This window comes from Psychrobacter sp. 1Y4 (assembly GCF_051847555.1).
Genome location: NZ_JBPYDE010000334.1, coordinates 1 through 842 on the forward strand (window position 1 = coordinate 1; position 842 = coordinate 842).

General features: G+C 40.9%; 1 pseudogene. It reads left to right on the forward strand.

Annotated elements, in window-relative coordinates:
* Positions 1-380: 380 nt before the first annotated feature.
* Positions 381-842: pseudogene (locus ACS8FC_RS16150) on the forward strand (RNA polymerase factor sigma-54); the annotation flags it as partial.

Consider the following 842-nt stretch of genomic DNA (forward strand, 5'->3'; position numbering starts at 1 on the left):
TTTTATATTCGCTAAATTGCTATCGATGTCTTGCTGGCTGTTCATTTGAATGGCAGCTGTGGTAAATTGAGGGATATTTGTTTGGTCATGCATGACAATATTCTCCGTAAATGTTGAGTATTGATGGTCGCTCATTACGTTATTTTTATAATAAAATTTTGATGATCGTGAACAGGCCATTCATATTTATTGGTTGGCTATTGAGATAAAAGTGATAGGTTTATATAAGAAACATACCAATCGTATCTGGGTAGAATATAAATTATCGTAGCAAAATTGTCACAAAAAATGCTATCGTCATGTCCTGATCAGGTTATGTCACGGCCTCAATTGGCAAAATAAATATAATATCACCAAAACTGGAGTGTAATAAGCCGCCCATGAGTATGTCATTCGGATTGGCGAGCACGCTAAGCACCTCACAAAAACTGACACCGCAAATGCAGCAAGCCATTAAATTGCTGCAGCTCTCTAGTCTTGAGCTTGCACAAGAGGTTCAAGCCAAGCTGGATAGTAATCCGCTGCTTGAACGTATCGAAGAAGATGATGACGAGTACGAGAATAACCGTGACGATAGAGCAGATGAGCTAAGCGAGTCATTAACACTTGATAGCTGGAACCAAAGCAGCAGTGACGCATCTAGCGCAGGATCTGATAGCCATACAGACTATGGTGACGATAGCACTGACAGTTGGGAGAAACTGCAGCAATCTAGTATTGATGATGGGGCGATGGATAGTGACAGCAGTTTTGAGGCTGATAGCTTCGATGCTAGCAGCTTTGATAAAGATAATTACGCTTCGACATCAACAGGCTCAGGCAATAATAAAGGCGATGAGGAT